The organism is Flavobacterium sp. CR10 (genome assembly GCF_055814415.1).
Window position 1 is genome coordinate 4,858,338 of record NZ_CP185985.1, and the last position, 21,836, is coordinate 4,880,173.

Sequence of the window (21,836 nt, forward strand, 5' to 3'; positions counted from 1 at the left end):
TAAATCGTCAAAATTAACAATACCCTAATGAAGTGTTATAAAAATCAGAATTTCCCGCTCACATGGAAAATTTTAAAAGAGTGCCTAAATTTAGCACAAAAAAAACCATTATGAGAATAATGGTTTTATAAAAGGTTATTTTTAACAAAGTGTTAATAATCGTTGTCAGGAATTAATCCTTGATTATTGCTTGGTGTATGTTCCTGTTCTTTTTTCTTCTTTTCTTCCTCCTTTTTCTTTTTCTCTTCCTCCTCTTTTGCTTTTTTCTTGTTTTTTTCTGAATCTTTCTTACTTGAGAAATTCATATACTCAGGAAGATATGAGTCTTGAAGATCATCATGAGAAGAACTTTTTACAGCTTTTTCTATTTTATGGTTTTTAAACAGCTTATTTACAAGCTCACTAAAAGTATCAAAATCTACCTCATAAGAGATACCCACACCTTGCGTATAACCAATTCCTTGTCCTATATAATTAATATCATTTTCTTTATTGAACAAACGAAGGTTCATTGTACCATCTTCATTTACACGATACAAAATTTCAATATCTCCAACAATCGCAGATTCATTTACACCTCCAACAGGAACTCCTAATTTTCCATTAATTGTGATTCTTTCATTAATCTGAGAAGATATATTAGCCACAAACTGACCGTCAACCTCCTGCCCTGTTCTTCTATCTGCCGCGATGTAGTTTAAGTCGATATTTACCTTATCATTATCTGACTTAATAATGCCTCCCAACAAACTAGAAGCTGTTTCTGTCAATGTTCCTGAAAAATCTCCCTGGCTAAATCCATCGGTACTCATAAACGAACCAGTCGATAACAAATAAAGAGCTTGTGTTTGGCGAATATCTTTATCATCCAGTTTATATTGTATCTCCGATTTTAAAACGTTACTTACCGATGGAAACTGAATATCGAAGTTAGGTTCTGGACTTGCCAAATCCCCTCTTAATCCAATAACCACCTCTACGGGAACTTTTTTGTTGAATGACGAAGTATTATCCAAAAGAACTGCTGGATTGGCTTGCGTTTTATAAACTGCTTCCAAATTCAGCTGGGCACGCATTGGGTTTCCTTCCCAAATAATCGAACCACCTTTTTTGACCGTAAACTTTTTATCGATAAGTCCGCCGTATTTAAAATTATAAGTTCCTTCGTATGCCTGAAAATCTCCCCACATATTAAACTTACCTAAAGTATTAATTTTAAACAAAAGCGATCCGTATCCTTTTCCTTTCATACCATGGCCCGAATTTCGATCTAGAATAACTTCTACTTCAGCATCTGGCGTAATATCAAAATCAAACTCCAACTCAAGTCCATTATAGTCTCTTGTTTTCTCAACAATTCCGTTCTCTAGATTGTACTTTTCTTTTGGCGTTACAAAATGAATCCAGCTGCTTTCTCCAACACTTTGCGTATTATTAATTGGAATCTTAACTTCTGTTCCTTTTTCGGACTTTGCATCTACCTTAATAAATAAACCGTCCACAGGACCTTTTATACTAGCAGTACCATTTATGAACGCTGTTCCGAAATAAGCGGCATCATCACTATCCTTTGTATCTAAAGCTACCAAACGTTTAGAAGTAATGTTTAAATCTAATTTCCAGTCACCAAAATTATGATGTTCGATACTTCCGTTCAGCAGACCTTTTGTACCGTATTTAGTATCAGTTAACTGATTATTTCTAAACAGGAATTTTTCATTAGTCAAATCGATAACCGTTCGATCACTTAATTCGTAATCGGTATTTAAGTACGGAATTGTCATTCCAGCTTTTTCGACATACAAACGTCCGTTGATTTCAGGTTTCTTCAAATTCCCGACAACAGCTGCATTTCCAGAAACAGAACCGCGCACATTTGACAGAACATCTCCACCGATAGTTCCTAAAGTAGCCAGATTGAAGCCTTCTAATTTCAGGCTCATATCCATAATCGTTTCTTTATTCTCTACAGCAAAAGTTCCGTTTGCTCTAAACGATTCGGTAAAACCATTCTGAATCGATGAGTTAACTGTAAACTTTCTAAAATATTCATCTCCAGAAATATCAAAATTAAGCGTGCCCAATTCAGTACTATTCATGACAAGATGATCAATTTTTATGGATGCCGTGGGCTGGTAAACATTCTTATTCTGTTTATAATTGACGTTTCCATTCAAATTACCATTAAATACAAATTTGGAATTTGCTGGGGTAATTTTATTAATATCAACATCCTCAAAGGTCAGTACGAGATCTTTATAATCTTTTCCTTTTATAACTCCGTTTAAATCAATTTTCTGGTTTTCATGAGATAAAACAATATTATCAAAATTGAAATTTTTAAAATATTGATCAATAACAATCTGATTATCTTTTTCTGCGTCTTCGTTTAAATACCAGATATAGTCTTTAAACTTCATTTCAGATTTTTTGATTCCGACAATATTATTTTTGTTTTTATCAATTGTATGATACAAATCCAGATTAAAATAATCTTCGCCTTTATCTCCGCCTTTAAACTCAGAGCGAACAAAAAGCGTATCATTTGCCGTAACATTAATCAAGTTAAAATCACGTATTTTATAATAAGGTGTCTTAATACTATCTAACTCGACATAAGCATTGTAAAGTGGGTTTTTATTATCGATATTAATACGTATGTTGTCAAATGTATTTTTGTCAGCCGTAATTTTTTTAGATCTGAAACGGAATTTAAATTCCTGCAAATCTGAATCTATTTTTCCTCGTACAACCGTTGACGAATCAATGTTTATTTCTGGATAAAGCATTTCAACCACTTTATCATAAACACGGAAATTGAAATTCAGAAATTGCCCTTTTCTAACTTTATAAGGTTTATAATTGGTATATAAGCTACCAACCGAATTCATGACCAATTTATCTAATTGATCAAATCTAAATTTACCGACAATTTTTCCGTCTACAACATCATTAGAACTTACTGTAATGGTTCTTAAACGGTCAGCATCAAAACTTGAGTTTAGATTTACTTGGTCAAAAACATAAGTAGCTTTTGGGTTCTGATATTCTGCATCATTTATAAAAATATCTCCTTGAAGATTTTCAATAGAATTCCCAGATAGTTGAACGACAACATCTCCTCTAAAGCGCGAAATAGAATCGCTTACAAACTTAAGTTTTCTTAAATCCGAGTTTTCTACATTAATATGAAAATCATAGCGATTCTCTCTTTTACTCAAATCCAACAAACCATCAAAATTTAAATTCAAATTCGGATCGTTTATGGCAATTTGACCTTTATAATAAGGAAGCTTAAAATTTCCGTTTACTACTATATTATTATAAGTGTATTTATTATAATCCAGTTTCGAGATGTCTCCTTTAATAACCGTATTCAAATATTTCTCAGTAAAACCAACTCCATCAACATCAAGATTCAAAGTCGTTTTTCCAATATCTTTTCTATTTAAAACCGAGCCAACATCAAAATTATCTAAAATAATATTTCCCGAATAAGAAGCCTTATCAATAAAATCCATATTATTTAAATGAAGATCTACTTGGCCGTTTCCTACATCTGTAGCGATTTTAAAAGCGGTTTCTAATGCTACAGTCGAAACTTTAGCTTTCCCAACAATATTAAATTTACCAATTCGCTTCATTTCTTTCGGAAGCCTTTTTCCTAAAACTCCAGGAAGTAAAACCACTAAATCGTCATAACTAGAAAGCAGTTTGCTAAACTTTCCATCCATAGAAAACTTCTGCTCTTTGCTGCCCAAAAGATTTCTGAAATTGATTGTTCCATTAATTTTTGATCCGTTTGTATCGCTTAGTCTCAATCCTGTAAGCGTCATATTGTTCAAAGGACCGTCTAATTTGGTTTTCAGTTTAAAATGCTGATTTTTACCCAAACCATCATAAAAATGGCGAATATCATTGGTTGCAATAGAAGAAGAATCAATCAAAACATCAAATCGAACTTTATCTGTAAAATCAAGAAAATCTGATGGTTTATAACTTAAAATGGCTACACCATAAATAGAAGATCTTTTGGTTTTAATGGCCAGATTTTCAACTTTAATCTGTTTTTTGGTATAACTGAATTTCCCTGCGAAATTAGAAACATACAAACCGCGATGATCCATAAATGAAAATCGGTGAATGTTTGTATTTACATCTGGTCCGTACAATTTGAACTCGCTGATGTAAGCGTTTAATTTCGTAAAATCTAGGAATTTAGGAGTAGTTTTATTTTCATCAACAACAGAAAATCTTCCTTTTTCGATATAAGCGTTTTTGGCCGTCAGAAGAAAATGCTTGGTTGATTTTTTCTTAGGCGTATTCTCTACCTCAAAAGCTTGGATAAATTTATTGATATTATTTTCATCTTCACCTTTGTAGGTTTTCAAATTAAAAATCAAACCTGTCAAACGTAAATCGCCAAAAATTAAATCTCCGTCTAAGAGCCTACTAAAACTGGCAATATCAGTAGTGATGATATCCGAATAAATCATCGTTTTTTTATGATGATCTAGGATTGTCACTTTCTTCAATTTTACTCCACCAAAAATATTGATTGCCGTTTTTTCAACGTTAATATTAACCTTGTAATCTTCATTTAATCTGTTGGTAACATAATTAGCAATCTGTGTCTGAACCACAGGAAGAGAGAGTATGATAGCCAATGCTAACAAAAGTAAAATCAACCCAATTAGGGTTCTAGATATTATTTTCTTTACTTTTTTGATAGCTTCTTTAATTTTAGTTTTCTTTTAATTTATTTTGAACAGACAAAGAACGGCTGTTTTTGATAAAAATTCTTTAATTTTGGGGCACTGCTTAAATCAAAGAGATATAATCATTTGATTTGTCAAATATAATTCAAAATTTGTGCCTTTATATGCAAAATCCAGAGGTTTTTATTCTAGCCATCGAAAGTTCATGCGATGATACTGCTGCCGCGGTTTTACATAACGACAAAGTATTGTCAAATGTTGTAGCCAATCAATTAATTCATAATCAATACGGAGGTGTTGTTCCCGAATTGGCTTCCCGAGCGCACCAGCAGAATATTGTCCCTGTGATAGATGCTGCACTTCGTAAAGCAAATGTACAAAAAGAACAGTTAAGCGCAATCGCATTTACGCAAGGTCCAGGATTAATGGGCTCTTTATTGGTGGGGACTTCTTTCAGCAAATCATTATCATTGGCCTTAAATGTGCCGTTAATTGCTGTAAATCACATGCATGCTCATATATTGGCTCATTTTATTGACGAAGAAGGTTATGACAAACCTGAATTTCCTTTTTTAGCTTTAACCATTAGCGGAGGACACACTCAGATTGTAAAAGTGAATAGCTTTTTTGATATGGAAATTATAGGAGAAACTACAGATGACGCTGTTGGTGAAGCATTTGATAAAAGCGCCAAAATTCTGGGACTTCCTTATCCTGGCGGACCTTTGATTGATAAATATGCGAAAGAAGGAAATCCGAAAGCGTTTCCTTTTACAAAACCGAAAGTTCCGGGATTAGATTTCAGTTTCTCTGGATTGAAAACCGCTATTTTATATTTCATTCAAAAAAACAAACAACAGAATCCGAATTTTATTGAAGAAAACTTGAATGATATTTGCGCTTCTATTCAGCATACCATTATCGAGATTCTGATGGATAAAATTAAACTGGCTGTAAAAGAAACTGGAATTACTCAAATTGCTATTGGCGGTGGAGTTTCAGCAAATTCGGGGATTAGAAATACGCTAAAAGAAACCGAAAGCAAATATGGCTGGAAAACTTTTATTCCGAAATTTGAATACACAACAGACAATGCTGCAATGATTGGAATTGTAGGCTACCAAAAATACTTATCTAATCGTTTTGAAACTTCTGCTGTGGTTTCTAAAGCAAGAATCGAATTTTAAATCATGCAGTTATTTTTTAATCCAAATATAGACGAGACAACTCAAAGTTTTTCTTTTGATAAAGAAGAAAGCCGTCATATTATAAAAGTTCTTAGAAAAAAAGACGGAGATATTCTGCACGTTACAAATGGCTCAGGATTATTGTTTGAAACGCAAATTACATTGGCTTCAGACAATAAATGTACGGTTGAAGTTCTTTCGATAAAAAATGCCGAGAAACCAAAATTTCACTTGCATTTGGCCGTGGCTCCAACTAAAATGAATGATCGCTTTGAATGGTTTTTGGAAAAAGCTACCGAAATTGGAATTCAGGAAATCACTCCGATCTTCTGTGATCGTTCTGAACGAAAAGTCATTAATCGAGATCGTTTCGAAAAAATCATTTTATCGGCAATGAAGCAATGCAACGAAACGTTTCTTCCAAAATTGAATGAAGCTATTTCGTTTAAAGAATTCATTAAACAACAGCAAAATGGCCTTCAATTAATTGCACATTGTGAAGAAACAGATAAAAAGTCACTAAAAGAAGTTTTAAAACCAAATGAAGATGTTACGATTTTAATTGGTCCAGAAGGTGATTTTTCTGAAAAAGAAATTGCTTTGGCATTAGAAAACAATTACAAACCTGTAACTTTAGGAAACACCCGCTTGAGAACAGAAACAGCTGCTGTTGTGGCTTGTCATAGTGTTGTTTTTTTTAATGAATAGTTACTAGACAACTTTATCATTGAAACCTACTAATCATTGTCGAGCTACTTGTGAAGATTTCTCCTTCGTCGAAATGACAAATAGTACGGTAAAGCCTTATAATTAAAAAATCAAATGAAAAAAATATTCTTTTTATTATTACTTTTTTCAATCTCTTCTTTTTCACAAGAAATTGCTTTGCTTAAATACAGTGGCGGCGGCGATTGGTATGCAAACCCAACTTCTTTGCCTAATTTGATCAGTTTTTGCAATGCTAATATTAATACACGTATCAAAAGCAAACCTTCGACTGTAGAACCAAGCAATCCAGATTTGTTTTCGTATCCGTTTGTGCACATGACGGGGCACGGAAATGTTGTTTTTAGCGATAGTGATGTAACCAATTTGAGAAATTATCTAACGGCTGGAGGTTTTCTGCATATCGATGATAATTACGGAATGGATCAGTTTATTCGAAAAGAAATCAAAAAGATATTTCCAAATAATAATTTAGTCGAAATTCCGGCAAATCATCCAATTTTTCAGAAACCGTTTCCTTTTCCAAACGGATTGCCAAAAATTCACGAGCATGACGGAACGCGTCCGCAGGCTTTTGGAATTTTTATAGAAAATAAACTAGTATTACTTTACACTTACGAATGTGATTTGGGTGACGGCTGGGAAGATCCAGAAGTGCACAACGATCCTGCAAACGTAAGAGACAAAGCGCTTAAAATGGGTGCGAACATTATCAATTATATTTTTACCAATTAAATTTTAGAAAGTGCAGCTAACTCACGAAGAAAATCAATTTGAAAGAAAAACATTTCCCATTACTTTGGTATGCGATCATATTTACTTTCAGCAGAATATTGGTTCTTTGTTCCGAATTTCTGAAGCTTTCGGAGTTGAAAATATTATCTTTTTCGGAAAAGATATTCCGCTGACACCTCGTAAAATCAATAAAACTTCTCGCAGCACACATCTACATGTGCCTCATTCTATCATTGAAGACTATACAGATCTTCACTCCTATTTGACTGAAAATAATTTTGAAATTATTGCCTTAGAAATTACTTCAAACAGCAAACCTTTAAAAGAAGTTACAATTCCTTTCGACAAAAAAATTGCACTTTTAATTGGGAGCGAAATTAACGGAATATCAGACGAACTTCTAAAAATTTCTCACCAAATTGTGCATATCAATATGTTTGGTAAAAATAGCAGTATGAATGTTGTGCAAGCTGCAAGCATAGCGCTTTATGAGATTACTTCGTTATAAAAAATCTTTTTTTTAATTTTTAACTATAAATATTTTACTCCAAAAATACGTTATGTAATTTTGTTGTTTAATTTTTAATCATTTTAAAATGAAGTTGATTGATAATAAATTTTACGGTCTAAGAAAAAGCATTGTTTTTTATTTTTATCAGGATCCCAAGAAAGATATTATCAAAGAACTAATAAATGATTTTGTAGATTTTGTTAATCCTAGTTATTCCTCTTATAGATATTTAACTCACGATTTAAAAAATATTAATGGTAAGTGGCACGAACTTTTTAACAGCATAATAGATAAACATGATTTTGATAACGTTTGTACGTTATCTTTTACCGATTCTAACAAAAATCAATTACAAAAAAATTCTGTAAATTTTTTAATTCGAAATATTAAGAAAGAATTCCCAAATAAAACTCCTAATATAATTTACTTTGAGTTTGAAGAAAACATCTCATGGGAAGAAATTTATCATTTTATAAGCCATTCTTTCTATTCACTAACTTATTACTATGTAAGTGCTGGATACTCTTTGGCAGTAAATGATTATTTATATCCTAAAAGTACATCTTTAAGTGTAAAAGAATTACAACGTTCTAAAATCCTGAATAGTTTACATTCAACTTGGCGAAACAGTTCTTTTTTAGTTAATCTAAAAAATGGGATAGATGGTCCTAACATTATTCAAGCGCTCTGCAAAGAGTTATATCATAAACTCGGATTTAATACAATAAATGATGCTAACAAACAAAATATCCTGAATTATCAAGTTGGGGAAGATTACATCATAATAAATCTTCCTGAAACATTTGATTTACAAGAAGCCTATGATGATAAACAAATTTATAATATTGAGTTTAACGGAGAATTAATTGAAAAATATAAAAATCTAAATAAATTTTTAGAACCGATTTTAGTCCAATTTTCTAAACCTCAAATGTTTTGGAAAGAAGAGGAATGGTTGCTTTGGCAGAGTAGATTTTAAATATCTGTAAATCGAAAAGTCATTCTAAAAATTCTTTTCTAAAGATTTATTTCGATTTTCCCACCAATTTAATTGTCTGAATTTATCGTTAAACTACAGATAATCACGACAAACTACATTAAAAAAACAACAAAGAAAGAAAAAACTTATTAATATTTTTTATTCATTTTTTGTAAGAATCAGTATTTGTAAGGGTTTGTAAAATTTCTGACAAAATTTTCTTTGTAATATTTTTACATAACATTTTTTTGTTATAAAATTGCCGCATTATTCAACTAATCAACATTTTTATAACAAAAAACCCAATTTATTATGAAAAAAGTTATTATTACCACATTTGCAGCATTAATGCTGTTTGCTTGTCAAAATGACCAATCGGCTGATTCTGCAAATGCAGATGCAAGTGTTGCTTCTAGAAGAGGATGTGCTACACAAGAAGTTTTAGAAGCTCAATTGAAAGCTGATCCAACATTGGCTATTAGAATGAACGAAATCGAAACTTTTACTGTGCAACACGAAGGTAAAAATTTCACAGGCCGTTTGGTAAATGGAAAAATTGAAATTCCAGTTGTAGTGAATGTTCTTTATAGAACTACAGCTGAAAATATTTCAAATGCACAAATTCAATCACAGATTGATGTGCTAAACAAAGATTTTAACGCGTTAAACTCAGATTACAATAATGTGCCAGCATTATTCGCAGGTGTTAAAGCAAACATCGGAATCTCTTTTGTTTTAGATCAAGTTATTAGAAAATCTACGACAAAAACTTCTTGGGGAACAAATGACGCTATGAAAAAAACAGCTCAAGGCGGAATTGCACCTACTTCTCCAACTACAAAACTAAACATGTGGTCATGCGTAATTGGTGGCGGAATTTTAGGTTATGCACAATTCCCTGGTGGCGCTTCTGCTACTGACGGAGTAGTGATCGATCCTAAATACTTTGGTTTATCTGGTTCTGCAAATGCGCCATTTAACTTAGGAAGAACAGCTACACATGAAGTAGGCCACTGGATGAACTTACGCCACATTTGGGGAGATGCAACTTGCGGAAGCGACCTTGTTGCTGATACTCCAACTCATAACACAGCAAACTACGGTGTTCCTGCTTACCCTCACTACAGTACTTGTTCAGGTACGCCAGTAGAGATGACAATGAACTACATGGATTATGTGGATGATGCTGCTATGTATATGTTCTCAACAGGTCAGAAAAATAGAATTGCTGCTATTTTTACAACTGGAGGCGCTAGAGCTTCTTTTGCACAACCATAATAAAAAAAAACTTAATTAAAGGCGAGATGAAATCATCTCGCCTTTTTTTGTTTATCACTAAATTTTAGAATGCTTTTTCCTATATTTATAGTCTAAATTTTAAGCATGATCACATCAAAAACTATTTCAAACGGAATATTAAGAGCTTTAGCAACCATATTAATAATTGGCATCGTTTTATATTTTTTATATGAAATCCAAACAGTAATTGTCTACTTGTGCATTTCGCTAATATTGTGTTTAATTGCAAATCCGATGGTCTTGTTTTTAAAAAACAAATTAAAATTCAGCAATTCTTTGGCGGCCACAACTACAATTATCTTTTTCATTTTTTTAATTGTGGGTTTCATATTATTGTTTGTTCCTTTAATTATTTCTCAAGCAAATAATTTGGCACTTCTTGACACGGCACATCTCCAAACTAAATTTATGGAAACAGAAACCCATCTTGAAGAATACTTTAATATCCAGCATGTTGATTTAAATAAAATTATAAAAGATTCTAAGCTTACATCATTCTTAGATTTCAGCTACTTCACTGGTTTTATAAATTCGATTATCAATTTTATGGCTGATATGGGAATGGGATTGGTATCGGTTTTTTTCATCACTTTCTTTTTCATAAAAGATCAGGAAATTTTTAAAGATCAGGCAAGAAGAATCCTTCCTGATTCGAATGAAGATAAAATTTTGAATTCAATCACAAAAATTAATCACTTATTAACCCGATATTTTATTGGTCTCTTGCTACAATTAATTGTCGTATTTATTCTTTATCTTGTCGTATTGCTAATCTTCGGAAATAAAAATGCTTTTGTAATTGCCTTTTTATGTGCAATTCTAAACATAATTCCTTACTTAGGACCAATTATTGGAACAACTCTGGCTGCAATTTTAACTATGATCAGTATGATTGGACAAGATTTTCAATCTGAAATTTTACCAAAAACTATTTATGTTGTTATAGGCTTTTTATTGGTACAGGCAATTGACAACAATATTAGCCAGCCAATAATTTCGTCAAAAAGCGTAAATTCGCATCCGTTAGAAATATTCTTAGTTATATTAATCAGTGGTATTACATTTGGAATTGTCGGAATGATAATCGCAATTCCAGCATTTACAATGATTAAAGTAATATTAAAAGAATTTTTCCCTGACAATAAAATCGTCTCCGTATTAACAGAAAGAATTTAGTTTTGAACAATCCTATTTTGCATCCAGAAATTCAAGAATATATAATTCAAAATACTGGTGCAGATATAACAAAATTGGCGCTGCAGAAAAATCCATTTCCAGAAGTGGACTGGATTTTAATTTTAAATCAAATTGAAGCCCGAACAAAAGCAAAGGAAAAACTTCCGACTTGGTTTGGTGCCGAAAATATCATTTACCCAAGTAAAATTTCTGTAGAACAAACCTCTTCAGAAAAAACAGCTGCTTACAAACCTTCTTTAATTTCTGGAGAATCTCTCATTGATTTAACTGGCGGTTTTGGCGTTGACGATTATTATTTTTCGAAGCAATTTAAATCGATAACACATTGCGAAATTAACGAAGAATTATCTGCAATTGTATCTCATAATTTTAAACAATTAAAAGTTGAAAATTGTACTTTTAATACTGGTGATTCTATCCATTTCTTAGAAGAAACAAAACAAAAATACGATTGGATTTATATTGATCCTTCGCGAAGAAATGACAGCAAAGGCAAAGTTTTTATGCTAAAAGACTGTCTTCCAAATGTTCCTGAATTGCTTGATTTCTATTTTGAAAAATCAGATTCCATTTTAATTAAAACTGCTCCTTTATTAGATATTTCAGCAGGATTATCAGAATTAAAAAATGTAAAGAACATTCACATTATCGCTCTAGAAAACGAAGTTAAAGAACTGCTTTTTGAAATTCACAAAGGTTATTCTGGTGAAATAACTTTAAAAACCGCTAACATTTTAAAAGAAAAAATAGAAACTTTTGAATTTGTTTTAGGCCGCGAAACAATATCGTTTTCTTACGGTTTACCTCAGCACTATCTTTACGAACCCAATGCCTCCATCATGAAATCTGGAGGTTTTGACGAAGTTAGCGCGACTTTTCAGATTAATAAACTGCATAAGCATTCGCATTTATATACTTCAGAAAATTTAATTGATTTTCCGGGAAGAAAATTTGAGGTTCAAAAAGTCATTTCATACAATAAAAATGAGATGAAAAATGAATTAGCCAATAAGCAAGCTAATATTACCACACGCAATTTTCCTGAGACCGTAGAAAACATCCGAAAGAAATGGAAAATAAAAAATGGAGGAAATTTGTATTGTTTTTTTACGACAGATGTAAAAGATAACAAAATAGTTTTAATTTGCACCAAAATAATCTAACGCAATGAAACAATTAATTACATTAACTCTTTTCTTATTAACGATTACCGCATTTGCCCAAAAACCTTGTGAATATAGTGTAAATGTAAATGATTCTATCGGATCTTATAAAATAACAAATGAATATTTGATGAGTGAGAAATATTTTGGCGGAAGCTTCAATTATATCTTCTTCTCTTTGGCTCAAACTGATGGTTTACCAACTCTAAACCTTCAATCCATCCAAAAAAGCAAAGATTTCATTAAAGCAAACTGTTTTGACAAAAACTCAAAAATATTTTTACAATTGGAGAATGGAAAGATTGTCACCTTAATGCATATCGATCAAGAAAATTGTGGTACACTTGTTCGTGATGAAAAAGGGTTTGATAACCGTATCAATACTGGGATTTTTATGTTTATGAAAGATAATTATGAGGAACTGAAAAAATCTCCAATTTCTATAATGCGAATTAAATACCTTACCAATACTGAAGATTATATTGTAAAACGCGAACTTAAATCTGAATTAACTGGAAAGGTAACAAATCCGAATGTCTATTTTATGGAAAATATTAGGTGCGTTGAATAATTAATCGCATTTCCATTTCTGGTTGGAAACATTATCTTTTAAACCTGTTTTTAAATTATAATGCCACCACTCAGAATCAAAAGAGTTAAAACCATTTTTAATCATGGTCTTTTTTAAATAAGCTCTATTAGAAAGAATTTCTTTTGAAAGCTGTTTAAAATTGTGACTCGCCATAATTCCAAAAAAATCAAAAGAAGTTCCCATATCCACTTCTTTTCCAGTTATATCAACCAAAGAAATATCTACGGCTCCTCCTCTATTATGGATGGAGCCTTTTTTTGGATCCGCAACATAAATAGGATTGGATACAATCTCCCACATTTTTTTTTGTATATCTAAAGGTCTGTAACAATCATATAATTTGATTTTATAACCTTTCTTCATAAAATCATTATTAGCGGCAATTAATGCTTTTACTGTTTTTAAACGAAGCATACATTCAGCACAGTCGTACACTTTTGTTTTCAAGAAATTGTCTTCAGTTGCATATTTCATATCATAAACAAAATCGTTGCTGTAGTCCCTCAGATTTACAAATGTAGTATCAGAAATTTTAACTTCTGCTGGAGAAGTGTAAGTTTCATTCTGGGCTTGTAAAAAGCTAATTCCTAAAAGAAAAAAGATTAAAATTTTGAAAGTATGATTCATTGTAAGACAATTTTAAAAATTGAAGTTAAACAAAAAATCTTAAAAATGGGTTCTTATGATAATATCTTAAATTTTGAAGTTTATTTTTTCAATTCAAAATCCGTCATAAATTACTTTCAAAACAAACATTATTTTTAATATCTTTATGAAAATTAGATCATTACAACCTTGCAAATTAAATTATTAATTCTAAAATCAGTTATTATGAATTATAGAACCAAATACATTTCAACAGCTATTGTAAGCATTTTAATCTTGTTTTCATGCAAAAAAGAAATCATAAAAGAAGTTCCTACGACAGATTCCACCTCTATAAAAACTGAGGCTTTAAAGACAGACAGCACTACTTTAAACCCGAACGATTCTTTATATAATTTAGTAGATAAAAGTGTTGTTGGAATACAGTTTTTAACGAAAAGCAGTTTAGCTCCGAGATTAAAAAAATTATTAGGAACGGATTATGATCAAATGGTTAAAAATTGGAACACCGAAACTCCTTTTGAAAAACAAGATAACATACTACATGCTTGGGGCTGTAAACAGCATGACTGCAGCACTTATTCTTATGATTTGTACATTGACGTTAAAAACAATAAAATCAATGTTTACAAATTCTCTGAGTCAAAACTGACGGTTTTTAAAGAAGACAATTTTGACATTGAAATAAAAGGCAACTTCTTAAAAGATTTAAATATTAAAAAGGAGAATATCCAAAATAAAAAATAATGCAAGCATAAAAAAAAGCGGTTTTAAGAACCGCTTTTTTATTAAATATTCTAAGAGTTATATTTCTCCCGTAACTAAAATATTCTCTTTTACACCTTTGTCTTTTAGCATTCTAAAATGAGATCGAACAGCATGATAAAATGGATATGAAGTATATGGAAGATTATATTCTTCTGCATATCGTCTTATAATTGGCGTAATATAAGGATAGTATGTATGTCCAACAGCAGGAAAAAGATGATGCGCTACATGGTGCGTAAAGCCACCATAAAGAAAATTAGCCAGTTTGCTTTCTGTACTGAAATCTTTAGTCACAATCATTTGGTGCATTACCCAAGTATCTGAAAGATTTCCATCTTCATCGGTATGCGGAAAATGAGCATCTTCATCAACGTGCGTAGAAACCAATGCCACTACCCCAAGTGCACTACCGCATAAATGCATTGACAGCCACGCAAAAAGAACCATATACCAAGGCTGGCTTAACAACATCATCGGGATAAAAAGCAAATAAATAAGATTGATAATCTTAGCGGCAAACAGTCTGTAAACTTCCTGTCTTGGTATTTTATCTACAACTTTCTTTACGTAATTATCTTTTGTGCCAAAGAAATCTTTAAAATCTCTAATATAAAGCCAGTTTAGGCTATAAAGAGGATAAATAAACCACATGTAAATGTGCTGATATTTATGATAATTAAAGAGCGGGCTATTTGGAAATATTCTGATAATATCACTCTGCTTGATATCTACATCCCAATCTGGCACGTTTGGATAAGCATGATGCAGACTTATATGACGCCGCATCCAAAGCCAATGATTGCTTCCAAAAAGTTCTAAAACATACAAAAACCATTCATTATGCTTTGGTTTTTTGAACAAAGCTCCATGTGCAGCATCATGAAATGCATTTATAAATAAAACGATCATTGTAACACCACACAGAATATAAAAAAGAAATAATAAAGGCGTCTGGTTGCCAAAAATTAAAATACAGGCGTAGAACAAAAAAAATACTGCCAGAAGCCCTAAAGACTTCACAACATTTAATACATACAAAGACGAGTTTTTTAAGACCGTTTCATTCACTTCTAAACGCATCTTTTTAAAAAAATCATCTGCTCCTGGTTTAACATAAACCGGTCGTTTTAATTTTTCCATATTGGTTACTGCTAGAAATTGTTAATCAAATTTAGTAAAAAAAAAACTTAAACTGTAAGCGTAGATTCAAATAAAAAAGTAGTATTTTAAACAAAAAAACCACTCAAAAAGAGCGGTTTAAATTAATGCTGTGACATTTAAAATTGTTAGATTTTTTTTTGGAAAAAAATTTATTATTCCTCAAACTTTGTGTTTGCCAGTCGCAAGCGAATATTATGAATGCGTCCTTCAATTTCTTGCAAGTCATTCAAGATATTCTGCTTCTCATATACTGGGCCAACTTCATTAACCTTATTTTGCTCATCGGCAAAAAGATCATTCAAATCCACATCTGGAAAATTTTTACTTAAGCTAATAATAAATTCAGAACCAATACTAGCCGTTCCATGTAAATACCTTCCAATCATTGCTGGGCTAAATCCTAAAATTGCCCCAACTTCCTTTTGCTTTAATCCTTTATCCTTAAAGAATTTGCTTAGTTTCTCGTGATACATCATCATTAAAATTCAAACAAAATATAGATATAATATATTTTTTAACATTAAAAAGAATAAATAATATAATATTATTCTTACATTTACCCGTAATAAAATACATACAAATAATTATTAGCAAATATATGTCAAAATTAATCAATAATAGCAATTTTAAAGAAGATAATTCTCACAATATAAAAGCTTATGAATTTATAGATAAGCATTTACCTGTAACCTATGTTGATCTTACTATTGCATGTATCGTAAAAAAAGGACAACCGGCTCCCAGTAAAGCCTTAATTAGAAATGTTAGGAACAAAACTATACTGCGAAACGATATTTTACTAGCATTAGTAGAGGTTGCACATGACAACAAACAGGCAATAGAGAAAATAAAACTCCTTATCTCTCAATCTTAATTATATTATTTGGCCATTTTTAACCAAAGTTTAATTCTATGACAAACCAAAATACCAATAAAAACGAAAACAACCAACCAGATACCATTCAAAACCAATTTGAAATCTCATCTGTAAATAAAATGGATCTAGAATATATTCCTCGTTTATACGGAATGAGCCTTGAACAATATAAAGAAGGCTTAGAAATACACTGTAAATGTTTTAATCAGATGGAAAAAGTGAAAAGGATAGTGCATTAAAATAATCCAAAACTGCTCTCAAAAATCACATCAAATACACATCATTGGTTTTTAAATTTTAGCACAAACCCTCATAAAACTTGTTTCCATTCTAAATGTCAGTTTTTAGTGCATGACCTTTTAACTTAGAAAAAATGGCTCTTTTTTGTAATTTGCCTTTTCTACAAGCAAAAAAACAAAAAACCATGCTAAAACTTAGAAAACAATTAAGATGCATTCTAATAGTTTTGTTCCTTTCTATTTCGGCTTATAGCAAAACTATCATACATGTAAACCAAGTAGGTTTTGATCCAAAAAGTCCAAAAATTGCAATTATTGAATATGACAGCAATTTTTTGAATTCAACTTTTGACATTATAGATGCTGATTCTGAAAAGACAGTTTTCACTTCTAAAATTGGAAAGGCAGAAAGTGTTGAAGACTGGAAATTGGGCAATTTTTATTATAAAGCCGATTTTTCGTCTTTTCAAAAACCAGGAAATTATAAAGTAAAGCTCAAAATTGACGGTCAAATTTATACTTCCGCCCATTTTTCTATTGAAGAAGATATATTGGCGAAACGCACTATTTCTTCGATAGTACATTATTACAATAAACAAAGAGCCAACACACCCGAAGAACTTGAAGCCGACAAAAACATGTTGTTGTTTGGAAGTAATAAAAAAGTAGACGTTCACGGCGGATGGTGTGATGCATCTGGAGATGTGAGCAAATATTTTTCGCATTTAGCCTACGCTAATTTTGTATCGCCACAGCAGACGCCTTTGGTAACTTGGTCTCTTATAAATACGTCTGAAACCATTTCAAAAAAACTCGTACAATGGAAAATAAAAGATTCTTTAGATAATGAAGCTCTTTGGGGAGCCGATTATATGATGCGCTGTCTTTCTGATGAAGATTATTTTTATATGATTGTTTTCAGTTATTTTGACAAAAACCCAGCCGCAAGAAGAATTGTCGGATTAAAAGCCAATAGTATTACTACTGACGAATATCAATCTGCTTTTCGCGAAGGCGCAGGAATGGCAATAGCTTCACTTGCTAGAATTTCAAAATGGAATAAAAGCGGAGATTTTACTTCAAAACAATATTTGGATGGAGCAAAACGAGCTTATGCACATCTTTTAATCAATAACACAAAATATGATGACGACGGAAAAGAAAACATCATAGATGATTATTGTGCTTTGATGGCGGCAACAGAATTATGGATCGCTACCGATGAAAATTTTTATAAGGATGAAGCCAGAAAATGGGCTCATAAACTTGAAAACCGAATGACGGATAAAGGCTGGTTTAGAAGCAATGACGGAAATCGTCCGTTTTGGCATGCAGCCGATGCAGGTTTACCTGTTGTGGCATTAACTAGATATCTAAAAAAAGAGTCTGAGAGCAAAGAAAGAACTGCGGCAGAAAATGTGATAAAAAAAGCTTTAGAATACAATTTAGCTGTTACAAACAATGTCGCTAATCCGTTTGGTTATGCAAGACAAAGTTTTTTATTGAATGATAAAATTCAAGACGGATTTTTTATTCCGCATGATAATGAAACTGGCTGGTGGTGGCAGGGCGAAAATGCCAGACTAGCTTCGTTGGCAACTGCAGCAATAGAAGGCGGAAAAGGTATTTCACTGCAAAAAAATAACAGCACAAAAAAATCGCTCGATTTGTATGCGTCACAGCAACTATCTTGGATTTTAGGATGCAATCCGTATTCTATGTGCTTTTTGTACAAATTTGGAGAGAACAATGTTCCTTATATGCATTCTAATTACGGTCATGGATCGGAAATAGGCGGTATTTCTAACGGAATTACAGGAAAAGATGGAAACGGTGACGGTTCTGGAATCGATTTTAAAATGGAAGACAAAGGGAATGAATGGCGCTGGACCGAACAATGGATTCCGCATTCTGCGTGGTTTTTACAAGCTATAACCGCAATGGTTGAGCCATAATTAATTCGTCTTAACAAATTTTCCTTCATGAAAAATTCAATAGTATTCATTTTACTTATTTTAAATTGTTTCTTGCTCCAGGACTGTCTGGCTCAAAAACAAAAAAAATCACGTTTTAAAGCTTTAGTTTTATATGAAAATGGCGGACATCATCTTCCGTTTACCAAAGCCGCAAAACCTTGGCTGAACAAACTCGCCATTGACAGCAGCTTTACCATTGATTATATTGAAAGCACCAAAACAATCAATGAAGCACTTTTAAAACAATATCAGGTTTTTATACAACTAGATTATCCTCCGTATACTTGGAACGAAGAATCAATGCATGCGTTTGAGAAATATATGAAAAGTGGAAAAGGCGGATGGGTTGGTTTGCATCATGCTACTTTGCTTGGAGAGTTTGATGGATATCCAATGTGGAAATGGTTTTCTGATTTTATGGGCGGAATCAGATTTGTAAATTACATTCCAGATTTTGCAAGCGGAAAAGTAAATATCGAAGATAAATCTCATCCTGTCACTAAAGGAATTCCGTCTGATTTCCTTATTCAAAAAGAAGAATGGTACACTTATGATAAAAGCCCTAGACAAAATGTTCATGTTTTGGCTTCAGTTGATGAATCTACCTATCAGCCAGATTCAAAAATAAAAATGGGAGACCATCCTGTAGTGTGGACAAACGATAAATTTTCTTCACGAAACGTTTATATTTTTATGGGACACGCACCAGAATTATTTGAAAATGAAGCATACACTACCCTACTTCGAAATTCCATTTTCTGGGCAGCATGCAAAAAATAATTATTCTATTTTCAATGCATACCAGCCAAATGTTCGTAATTTAATTTTAAAAAAAGAATCAGCTATAATTTTGTCTACTTCTTTCCAAGCTCCTTCCATAAGCTCTTCGGCCTCTTTGCGACATTCATGAATCGCGCCACAATCTTCCAGCAAAACGATTACTGATTTTATTATCTCATGATCTTTAGGCAAGGTTTGAATAGTCTTCCAAATATATTTCCTTTTATCTAGAGGCAATAAGCGCATTGATTTTGCAACTGGCATAGTTATTTTTCCTGCTGTAATATCCTCTCCTTTATCTTTCAAATTGTTTTCATAGCCTTCCAAATTAAGCACATCATCCATTATTTGATAAGCAATCCCAATCGCTTCAAAAAAATTACCCAATGCATCTATTTCTTCTTCGTTTCCTCCTCCTATGATAGCTCCCATTTTAGCTAATGTACAAGCAGGAGCAGCGGTTTTTAAGCGATGAATTGTATAAATTCTTTTTTCAAGCACAGAACTATCCCCACTATTCACGACCTCAGGCATGAACGAATGAAGACCACTTATATCCATTGCTTGTCCTGCATGGGCAACACGCATCATTTCAAAATACATTTCATATACTTTTAAACGGGTTTGATCTGCAAGCTTTGGACTGTATGTAAACAATTCTCCAATAAAATAACATACATTCCCCGCATTAATAGCAAGCGCTTCTCCATATAAATGATGAAGAGCAGTTCCTCCTCTTCTTGTATCAGACCGATCCTGTACATCATCTACAATCAATGATCCTGTATGGATAAGTTCTGGCATGGCAAGCCAATCTATAAATGGTTGAGAATTTCCGCCAACGGCATCCATACAGGCTAGGAAAACATAAGAACGCCAAGCTTTTTTACTACGATCTACCACTTCACGAATAGGCTTAATTACAGACGAAATATATTGCTCTTTATCTTCAGATGTAAAAAAATCAATCCCCAAAGGACTATCAACTAATCTGTAGAATTGATCGTCAGTGGGATTTAAAGGCAACAGGGATTCTACCGACTTTTGAGTAGCTTTTCCAATACCCTTTAAAAAATTTTCAATATTATCATTGGTATTAAACCCATTTCTCTCTATGTATCCGCATCCCGAAACTTGAGTTCCCATAAAATTTCCTGTAACGCTTACAGATCCCTCCCACAATGCGGGCGGAGAAAGAATGGTAATAAATTCTTGTTCAGGAAAATTAGCTGTTATAGAAAGATAAATATTCATTTCTGGAATTTCAAACTTCCATGAAATTGGGTAGGATACAAAAGTTCCACTACTTGTCCAGTATTCTTCAGTAACAAAACTAAAATCTTCTATACTGTTTTCGTTTCCATCTTTGTCAATGACAATTACAGTTCCTCCCAAAGGTTTCCCATTGTCTGTATTATCAAAAAGATTATAAGCCGATATTTGACAATCATTATCCATTTGCAATGCAGCCCAATTCCAGGCTACATCGTGTTTAAATTCTATTGCCGATGTTTCTTCTGCCGAACCACTAAACTCATGATCGTACCAACCGCTTCCTTCCATTTCATAAATCTCATCCCCTATTTTAATTTCCCCTCTGGCAATGCATTTCGGAATAAAATAATAAAACATATCTTCTTTTCTGATACCTCTAACCAATCCGTCCTTTCCGTGTCTTATTGGTTTTGTTAAAGGAATAAATTCAATATTGCACGTAATCCCATCAGATAAATTCTCAAGTTTTAAATGATAATTATTCTGATCATCTTTTTTAAAAGAGTTTCCATCATATTCAAGTAAAAGATCTTTTATTCCCACTTTAGCCGGTTCTTTTAAAAGTTTGTCTGGAAGCGGCAAATTCCCTTTTTCATATACCTCTTTTAAGGCGCGACGAACTAATTTATTTCCAACATTTTTTCCTTCATTTCTTTTAATAATTTTCAAAATTTCGGTTGGAGTTTCCTTATCAAGAAGAGAGTTTGAATAATATTTCCCATCTGTCAAATCTGACAATGACCATATCATTGAATGCGTATGCTTGTAATCTCCGTACTCATCTTTTCCGAGAGTCAATCTAAAAAAAGAAGCAAATAACGAAAGCTTTTTACCTTCTTTTGAAACAACATGACAATTAAGATACCACCATTCTATAACAGAACCATAATGCGGTAAGTCGTGTATATTTAAATCAATAAATCCCTCTTTAGGCCAGGTTGAAGGATAATTTTCTAAAATAACTTTAAAATTCGTTTCTTGAGTAGATAGTTCTTCTTTCATAGCTTCAGAGATATTAGTTGTAGTTATTTTCTTAAGAATAAAATT

At 32.2% G+C, this 21,836-nt stretch carries 19 protein-coding genes; 14 read left to right on the plus strand and 5 right to left on the minus strand.

The window, feature by feature from the left end; all coding sequences use genetic code 11:
* Positions 1-152 precede the first annotated feature (152 nt).
* A complete protein-coding gene (locus tag ACNRYB_RS20270) occupies positions 153-4,688 on the minus strand; it encodes a translocation/assembly module TamB domain-containing protein (RefSeq protein WP_473728502.1) in 4,536 nt (1,511 codons plus the stop codon).
* A 194-nt stretch (positions 4,689-4,882) separates the two neighbouring features.
* Here ACNRYB_RS20270 and tsaD point away from each other — a divergent pair, with 194 nt between their 5' ends.
* From tsaD to ACNRYB_RS20315, 9 genes are all read left to right on the plus strand, one after another.
* Positions 4,883-5,905, plus strand: a complete 1,023-nt coding sequence (gene tsaD, locus ACNRYB_RS20275; protein ID WP_129745714.1) for a tRNA (adenosine(37)-N6)-threonylcarbamoyltransferase complex transferase subunit TsaD — start codon at positions 4,883-4,885, stop codon at positions 5,903-5,905.
* Between the two features lie 3 nt (positions 5,906-5,908).
* Positions 5,909-6,613: a 16S rRNA (uracil(1498)-N(3))-methyltransferase gene (locus ACNRYB_RS20280; RefSeq protein ID WP_473728503.1), complete on the plus strand. Its 705-nt coding sequence runs from the start codon at positions 5,909-5,911 to the stop codon at positions 6,611-6,613.
* Between the two features lie 114 nt (positions 6,614-6,727).
* The gene (locus tag ACNRYB_RS20285) at positions 6,728-7,366 is read left to right on the plus strand and encodes a DUF4159 domain-containing protein (protein WP_473728504.1); all 639 of its coding nucleotides are present in this window, start codon (positions 6,728-6,730) and stop codon (positions 7,364-7,366) included.
* A 10-nt stretch (positions 7,367-7,376) separates the two neighbouring features.
* Complete coding sequence (locus tag ACNRYB_RS20290) at positions 7,377-7,874, plus strand: TrmH family RNA methyltransferase (RefSeq protein WP_129745711.1); 498 nt, start codon at positions 7,377-7,379, stop codon at positions 7,872-7,874.
* An 88-nt stretch (positions 7,875-7,962) separates the two neighbouring features.
* Positions 7,963-8,856 (plus strand): hypothetical protein, encoded by an 894-nt coding sequence (locus ACNRYB_RS20295; RefSeq protein WP_473728505.1) that lies wholly within the window; start codon positions 7,963-7,965, stop codon positions 8,854-8,856.
* 312 nt (positions 8,857-9,168) lie between these two features.
* Positions 9,169-10,134 (plus strand): zinc metalloprotease, encoded by a 966-nt coding sequence (locus ACNRYB_RS20300; protein WP_343707126.1) that lies wholly within the window; start codon positions 9,169-9,171, stop codon positions 10,132-10,134.
* Positions 10,135-10,239: 105 nt separating this feature from the next.
* Positions 10,240-11,331 (plus strand): AI-2E family transporter, encoded by a 1,092-nt coding sequence (locus tag ACNRYB_RS20305; protein WP_473728506.1) that lies wholly within the window; start codon positions 10,240-10,242, stop codon positions 11,329-11,331.
* A gap of 2 nt (positions 11,332-11,333) precedes the next feature.
* A complete protein-coding gene (locus ACNRYB_RS20310; RefSeq protein ID WP_473728507.1) occupies positions 11,334-12,515 on the plus strand; it encodes a class I SAM-dependent methyltransferase in 1,182 nt (393 codons plus the stop codon).
* Between the two features lie 4 nt (positions 12,516-12,519).
* Positions 12,520-13,086, plus strand: coding sequence for a hypothetical protein (locus tag ACNRYB_RS20315; protein WP_129745706.1), 567 nt, complete (start codon positions 12,520-12,522; stop codon positions 13,084-13,086).
* On the opposite strand, the gene ACNRYB_RS20320 is transcribed toward ACNRYB_RS20315, so the two are convergent.
* The gene (locus ACNRYB_RS20320) at positions 13,087-13,734 is read right to left on the minus strand and encodes a M15 family metallopeptidase (RefSeq protein ID WP_473728508.1); all 648 of its coding nucleotides are present in this window, start codon (positions 13,732-13,734) and stop codon (positions 13,087-13,089) included.
* 204 nt (positions 13,735-13,938) lie between these two features.
* Between ACNRYB_RS20320 and ACNRYB_RS20325 the strand changes: the two genes are divergently transcribed.
* Complete coding sequence (locus ACNRYB_RS20325; protein WP_473728509.1) at positions 13,939-14,460, plus strand: hypothetical protein; 522 nt, start codon at positions 13,939-13,941, stop codon at positions 14,458-14,460.
* A gap of 57 nt (positions 14,461-14,517) precedes the next feature.
* On the opposite strand, the gene ACNRYB_RS20330 is transcribed toward ACNRYB_RS20325, so the two are convergent.
* Positions 14,518-15,621 (minus strand): fatty acid desaturase family protein, encoded by a 1,104-nt coding sequence (locus tag ACNRYB_RS20330; protein WP_129745703.1) that lies wholly within the window; start codon positions 15,619-15,621, stop codon positions 14,518-14,520.
* A 173-nt stretch (positions 15,622-15,794) separates the two neighbouring features.
* The gene (locus ACNRYB_RS20335; protein WP_473728510.1) at positions 15,795-16,115 is read right to left on the minus strand and encodes a helix-turn-helix domain-containing protein; all 321 of its coding nucleotides are present in this window, start codon (positions 16,113-16,115) and stop codon (positions 15,795-15,797) included.
* A gap of 125 nt (positions 16,116-16,240) precedes the next feature.
* Between ACNRYB_RS20335 and ACNRYB_RS20340 the strand changes: the two genes are divergently transcribed.
* The 4 genes from ACNRYB_RS20340 to ACNRYB_RS20355 all read left to right on the plus strand — a co-directional run bounded on the left by ACNRYB_RS20340 (position 16,241) and on the right by ACNRYB_RS20355 (position 19,514).
* The gene (locus tag ACNRYB_RS20340; protein ID WP_473728511.1) at positions 16,241-16,516 is read left to right on the plus strand and encodes a hypothetical protein; all 276 of its coding nucleotides are present in this window, start codon (positions 16,241-16,243) and stop codon (positions 16,514-16,516) included.
* A gap of 38 nt (positions 16,517-16,554) precedes the next feature.
* A complete protein-coding gene (locus tag ACNRYB_RS20345) occupies positions 16,555-16,758 on the plus strand; it encodes a hypothetical protein (protein WP_473728512.1) in 204 nt (67 codons plus the stop codon).
* A 185-nt stretch (positions 16,759-16,943) separates the two neighbouring features.
* Positions 16,944-18,713 (plus strand): glycoside hydrolase family 9 protein, encoded by a 1,770-nt coding sequence (locus ACNRYB_RS20350; RefSeq protein WP_473728513.1) that lies wholly within the window; start codon positions 16,944-16,946, stop codon positions 18,711-18,713.
* A gap of 27 nt (positions 18,714-18,740) precedes the next feature.
* On the plus strand, positions 18,741-19,514 hold the full coding sequence (locus ACNRYB_RS20355) for a ThuA domain-containing protein (RefSeq protein ID WP_473728514.1): 774 nt from the start codon (positions 18,741-18,743) through the stop codon (positions 19,512-19,514).
* On the opposite strand, the gene ACNRYB_RS20360 is transcribed toward ACNRYB_RS20355, so the two are convergent.
* Positions 19,515-21,791 carry a polyprenyl synthetase family protein gene (locus ACNRYB_RS20360; RefSeq protein WP_473728515.1) on the minus strand — a complete coding sequence of 759 codons (2,277 nt, stop codon included), beginning with the start codon at positions 21,789-21,791 and terminating at the stop codon, positions 19,515-19,517. It lies immediately after the preceding gene.
* Positions 21,792-21,836: the final 45 nt, after the last annotated feature.

What these genes read in the sequence shown, in the direction of transcription:
- tsaD (WP_129745714.1), top strand. Translation starts at nt 4,883, where the DNA reads ATGCAAAATCCAGAGGTTTTTATTCTAGCCATCGAAAGTTCATGCGAT.
- ACNRYB_RS20280 (WP_473728503.1), top strand. Translation starts at nt 5,909, where the DNA reads ATGCAGTTATTTTTTAATCCAAATATAGACGAGACAACTCAAAGTTTT.
- ACNRYB_RS20285 (WP_473728504.1), top strand. Translation starts at nt 6,728, where the DNA reads ATGAAAAAAATATTCTTTTTATTATTACTTTTTTCAATCTCTTCTTTT.
- ACNRYB_RS20295 (WP_473728505.1), top strand. Translation starts at nt 7,963, where the DNA reads ATGAAGTTGATTGATAATAAATTTTACGGTCTAAGAAAAAGCATTGTT.
- ACNRYB_RS20300 (WP_343707126.1), top strand. Translation starts at nt 9,169, where the DNA reads ATGAAAAAAGTTATTATTACCACATTTGCAGCATTAATGCTGTTTGCT.
- ACNRYB_RS20305 (WP_473728506.1), top strand. Translation starts at nt 10,240, where the DNA reads ATGATCACATCAAAAACTATTTCAAACGGAATATTAAGAGCTTTAGCA.
- ACNRYB_RS20315 (WP_129745706.1), top strand. Translation starts at nt 12,520, where the DNA reads ATGAAACAATTAATTACATTAACTCTTTTCTTATTAACGATTACCGCA.
- ACNRYB_RS20320 (WP_473728508.1), bottom strand. Translation starts at nt 13,734, where the DNA reads ATGAATCATACTTTCAAAATTTTAATCTTTTTTCTTTTAGGAATTAGC.
- ACNRYB_RS20325 (WP_473728509.1), top strand. Translation starts at nt 13,939, where the DNA reads ATGAATTATAGAACCAAATACATTTCAACAGCTATTGTAAGCATTTTA.
- ACNRYB_RS20330 (WP_129745703.1), bottom strand. Translation starts at nt 15,621, where the DNA reads ATGGAAAAATTAAAACGACCGGTTTATGTTAAACCAGGAGCAGATGAT.
- ACNRYB_RS20335 (WP_473728510.1), bottom strand. Translation starts at nt 16,115, where the DNA reads ATGTATCACGAGAAACTAAGCAAATTCTTTAAGGATAAAGGATTAAAG.
- ACNRYB_RS20340 (WP_473728511.1), top strand. Translation starts at nt 16,241, where the DNA reads ATGTCAAAATTAATCAATAATAGCAATTTTAAAGAAGATAATTCTCAC.
- ACNRYB_RS20345 (WP_473728512.1), top strand. Translation starts at nt 16,555, where the DNA reads ATGACAAACCAAAATACCAATAAAAACGAAAACAACCAACCAGATACC.
- ACNRYB_RS20350 (WP_473728513.1), top strand. Translation starts at nt 16,944, where the DNA reads ATGCTAAAACTTAGAAAACAATTAAGATGCATTCTAATAGTTTTGTTC.
- ACNRYB_RS20355 (WP_473728514.1), top strand. Translation starts at nt 18,741, where the DNA reads ATGAAAAATTCAATAGTATTCATTTTACTTATTTTAAATTGTTTCTTG.
- ACNRYB_RS20360 (WP_473728515.1), bottom strand. Translation starts at nt 21,791, where the DNA reads ATGAAAGAAGAACTATCTACTCAAGAAACGAATTTTAAAGTTATTTTA.